The organism is uncultured Flavobacterium sp., assembly GCF_937967675.1.
Taxonomy (GTDB): Bacteria; Bacteroidota; Bacteroidia; order Flavobacteriales; family Flavobacteriaceae; genus Flavobacterium.
Genome location: NZ_CALBSN010000166.1, coordinates 1 through 4,522 on the forward strand (window position 1 = coordinate 1; position 4,522 = coordinate 4,522).

A 4,522-nucleotide genomic window follows, 5' to 3' on the forward strand; every position below is an offset into this window, starting at 1 on the left:
AATCTTCTTCAATGATTTGTTCTATAAAATTCAATGATTTTTCTTCTGTTGACATTGTTTTTTTTACTTTTGACAAAGATAAAAAAAGTTTATGGTTTATGGTTTATGGTTGAACCAAGTTTTCAAAACAATAAACAATTAACTACAAACAATAAACAAGCTTGTTATGGGAACAATAAAATTAAATAATATTCGAACTTTTTCTTACCACGGTTGTTTAATTGAGGAAGGTAAAATAGGCTCTGATTACCGAGTGGATTTAGAAATTAAAACCGATTTACGCAAATCATCTCAAACAGACGAATTGTCTGATACCGTTGATTACGTACATTTAAACAAAATTGTGGTGGAAGAAATGGCGATTCGCTCTAAATTATTAGAACATGTTGCTCAACGCATTATCACAAGATGTTTTGCGGAAATTCCATCAATTTCTCGAATAAAATTAGCAGTTTCGAAATTGAATCCTCCTATTGGTGGCGATGTAGAATCGGTTACAATAGAAATGGAAGAGTTTAGAAATTAAAAAAAGAATCGGAATTAACATCCGATTCTTTTTTTAGATACTGAAACAAGTTCAGTATGACACAATAAGACTTTTTTAATCTATTTTATAAACTCTTTTCTTGTACAAATTACTTGATGCTACAATATGAGCAAGTGCATCTTTGGCTAATTCTTCATTCAAAGCAACAGGAATTAATTCGGTATCACTTTTTACTTTGAACTGTAATGGTGTTGCATTTGGATTTAAAATAACAATATCATCTTCTACTCTAAAAGCATAGGTTTCATGGAATAACATAATAGTTCTTCCTTTAGTTTCTTTTGGTAGTTTTAATAAGTTTCTTCCTGGCATTGGCGTTTTAGTTGTGATACCTGATAAAGCTAAAACGGTTGATGGAATATCCATTTGACTTGCTAAATTATCGTAAGTAATTCCTTTTTCAACATTTGGTGCAATAATTAAAGCAGGAATGTGAAATTTATTTACCGGAACTAAATTTTTACCATACGTTCTAGTATTATGATCGGCAATAACAACAAAAATAGTGTTCTTAAAATAGGCTTCTTTTTTGGCTAATTCGAAAAATTTTCCAATTGAAAAATCGGCATATTTCATCGCATTATGAACTGTATTTTTAGGTTGTTCGTAAAGTTGAATTCTACCATCAGGAAATTCAAAAGGTTCGTGATTTGAAGTAGAAAACATCAAAGAAAAGAACGGTTTGTTTCCAAGATTTTTATAATATTCATTGGCTTTCACTGCTAAATCTTCATCACAATAACCCCAAGTTCCTTTCATGGCATATTTCTTTCCATCTTTATCGAAATCTGTTTCATCTATGATGTTTTTAAAACCATTTCCATTGAAAAAAGAAGCCATATTATCAAAATTTGCCATTCCACCATAAATGAAACTCGTATCGTAATTTTGACGACTAAAAGCATCTGCTAGCGTAAAAAAGCCTTGTTGAGAACCGCCTAATTTCACAATACTTTCTGACGGATTAGGTAAAAATCCAGCGGTTACTTGCTCAATTCCTCTTACACTTCGAGTTCCGGTACAATATAAATTGGTAAATAATAACCCTTCTTTTGATAATTTATCTAATTCAGGTGTTAGTGGTAAACCATTTAAACAACCTACATATTCAGCTCCTAAACTTTCTTGTAAAAAGATGACCACATTGTATTTTGGTTGTGGAACATCCGGTTTTTGAAGATGTAAAAAAGGAACTTCACCTGGAATAAATTCGGAAACATCCATGTATTTTTTTACACGAGTATAAGCTTCCAATTCGTCCATTTTACCGTATTTCTTAACATCACCTTCATTCTTCATCGAATAAGCTGCAAATGCAACCGTGTAAAGCGAATTTAATCCCAATGAGTTCGTCATTTGATCCGAACAAAAGATGGCATTACTAGCATTTATAGGACGTTTAGAAGTTAAACTACCTCTAGCTCCAAAAAACAAAAAGAAAGCAACTACAGGAAATAAAATAAGCTTTGTTTTATATTTAAAATCTATTGGATAAAATATTTTTTTACCGTGTTTAAAAGCAAAAAACAAAGCAATTCCAAGTAAAATAGTAGTGATGATTAAAGAAGGTAAATAACTTTTTAACAGCGTTCCTACTACTTCTTTAGGATAAATTAAATAATCTAAAAATAAACGATTTGGACGTGTATCGTATTGATTGATAAAATCTAATGTTGATAACTCCATTAACAGAAACAAAAACAAAAAGGAGATAAAGTAAAAGTTGAAGAACTTTTTGAAGTGTTTTAAAATCGAATCTGGAAGTAATGAAATTAAAACTGCTGGTAAAAAAGCGATGTAACTCATAAGAATTAAATCGAAACGAAGACCAATTAGGAACAATTGTCTATAGTTTGGATTCTCCACAACACGTTCTTTGAATACAAAAAACAAAAGAATTCTACTAATAGTGGTTATAGATAAACCGATTAAGAAAAAACTAAATATAGGTTTTAAGTAACGTAAATTCTTCATAATTAATCAACTATTTGTTTTGCACAAAATTAAACTTTAAAACTAAATATTTGTACTTAATAAATGCTTAATATTTTTGGAAAAGAGGAAATAAAATGTAAATTTGCAGTCCGTTCAACTAATGGCGTCGTGGCCGAGCGGCTAGGCAGCGGTCTGCAAAACCGTCTACCCCGGTTCGAATCCGGGCGATGCCTCTAAAGAGTTACTAGAAATAGTAGCTCTTTTTTTTGTTTAATTTTTAGAAAAAATTAATTAAAGATATTCCGTTCCGAAGCTTAGGAAGATGCCTCTAAAACCTTCTAAGAAATTAGGAGGTTTTTTTATTGGAAATTTTTTAGGTGAAATTAATTAAAGATATTCCAGACGGTGCCTCTAAAACCTAAGTTTTTTTAGGTTTTATATGTTTTGATTTTTAGTAAATATTATTCAGTTACAGTTGTATCAGGTAATAACTTATTCGTTATCATTTCTTTTTCTTTAGGGAAGAAACCTTGTAGGATAAAAAACAATCCAAAAATAGAGATAACTAAACTGATTACTCTTTTAATTTTATAGATGTTTGCTGGAATTAATTTATGTTTCAACTGTTTTGCTAATAGAATTTTAGCAATATCAAAAGCTAAATAAAATGCTAAAATTGCGGCAAAAAATATTGAAATTCTTGAAGTATTCATTTCCATTTGTGGGCCGTAGGTAATGATAATCATCATCCAAAAACCTAGTACTCCAATGTTAATAAAATTCAATAAAAATCCTTTAAAAAACAATGCAAAGTAATTCTTTTTAGGAATATTATCATCGTCTTGTTCTTCCTCTTGTTGTCTTTTTAAATTACGTTTCAACATAATAAAAGAGGTTAAACCGTAAATCAACATGATAATTCCGCCAATAATAAACAAGGTGGGATTATCTTTTAATTGTTCAAGTAGTTGATTGGTACTTAAATATACAATCAAAATAAAGATAATATCACCAAAAACAATTCCTAAGTCAAAAACAAAAGCAGCTCTAAACCCTTTAGTAATACTAGTTTCAAGTAATACAAAAAAACCAGGACCAATTGAAAAGGCTAACAAAAGTCCCCAAGGAATTGCGGTAAGTATATCGTGTAAATGCAAGTTTTAGTCTCAGTCTCGGTTCTCAGTCGCAGTAATGCAAACTAAAAATTGTTAATAGTACGAAATTACAAAAAAAACTGAAAACTGTCACTGAAAACTGTGACTAACTTTATTTCGCTTGTTCGATAGTTCCTCCTGCGATTTTCTTTTCGTTAATTTGTTTTGGTTTACCATAAATAGTGATTTCACCACCCGCTCTCGTTTTTGCATCTACTAAATCCGTTGCATATACATCAGCCATTCCACCAGCGTTTACAGTAACTACAGTTTGTTCTGTTTTACAATCTTGACCATCGTATTTTCCACCTGAATTCGATACAATATCTTGGTTTTTTACTACTCCTTTTGTAGTTACAATACTTCCTTGCGAAACTCGAACTTGTAGTCTATCAGCTTGTAAATTAGTTAATTTAATTTCAGAACCTTCTTTACAAATTATATTAAAATTAATAGCTGAGATTTCATCTTTAGACGAAACTCTACTTCCTTCATTGGCTTCTAAAGCATCTATTTTTTTGAAGTAAACCGTAGCAGAAACATCGTCGCCACTTAACATTTTGGTTAAAGGCATTCTGATTTTTAATTCGCCATTTTTATTTACTATTTCTACTTCTTGAGAATTAGCTCCAGTTAAAACAACTTTATTTTCAGATGAAGCTACTAAGTTGACATCAATTTTATCAAAAGCAGTAACTTTAGTAAAATCACCAACGTTTTTTTCGGTTTGCGCTATTCCAAATGAAAAAATGGAACAAGTTATAAAGGTTAAAAATGTGTTTTTCATATGTTTTTAATTTATTTAAAGTAATAAAAAATATATACTGATACACCCGTAGTGCATTATAAAAAAAGTTGCTCAAAACACTAAAAATTAGTACATTGT

The 4,522-nt window shown here is 30.2% G+C and carries 4 protein-coding genes and 1 tRNA gene; 2 read left to right on the top strand and 3 right to left on the bottom strand.

All coding sequences use genetic code 11. The features are described from left to right. The first annotated feature begins 166 nt into the window (after nt 1–166). Nucleotides 167–526, top strand: coding sequence for a dihydroneopterin aldolase (gene folB, locus Q0075_RS11270; protein ID WP_297869597.1), 360 nt, complete (start codon nt 167–169; stop codon nt 524–526). Nucleotides 527–601: 75 nt separating this feature from the next. Here folB and Q0075_RS11275 read toward each other — a convergent pair whose 3' ends face one another. Continuing rightward, nucleotides 602–2,521, bottom strand: a complete 1,920-nt coding sequence (locus Q0075_RS11275) for an LTA synthase family protein (RefSeq protein WP_297869598.1) — start codon at nt 2,519–2,521, stop codon at nt 602–604. Nucleotides 2,522–2,644: 123 nt separating this feature from the next. On the opposite strand from Q0075_RS11275, the gene Q0075_RS11280 reads away from it, so the two are divergent. Next, nucleotides 2,645–2,715 (top strand) — tRNA-Cys (locus Q0075_RS11280). 228 nt (nt 2,716–2,943) lie between these two features. On the opposite strand, the gene Q0075_RS11285 is transcribed toward Q0075_RS11280, so the two are convergent. After that, a complete protein-coding gene (locus Q0075_RS11285; protein ID WP_297869599.1) occupies nt 2,944–3,639 on the bottom strand; it encodes a LysE family transporter in 696 nt (231 codons plus the stop codon). 109 nt (nt 3,640–3,748) lie between these two features. After that, entirely contained in the window at nt 3,749–4,423 is a 675-nt protein-coding gene (locus Q0075_RS11290; protein WP_297869600.1) for a head GIN domain-containing protein, read from the bottom strand. Nucleotides 4,424–4,522 lie beyond the last annotated feature (99 nt).

Coding starts and splice junctions, on each gene's coding strand:
- Q0075_RS11275 (WP_297869598.1), bottom strand. CDS start 2,521: ATGAAGAATTTACGTTACTTAAAACCTATATTTAGTTTTTTCTTAATC.
- Q0075_RS11290 (WP_297869600.1), bottom strand. CDS start 4,423: ATGAAAAACACATTTTTAACCTTTATAACTTGTTCCATTTTTTCATTT.
- folB (WP_297869597.1), top strand. CDS start 167: ATGGGAACAATAAAATTAAATAATATTCGAACTTTTTCTTACCACGGT.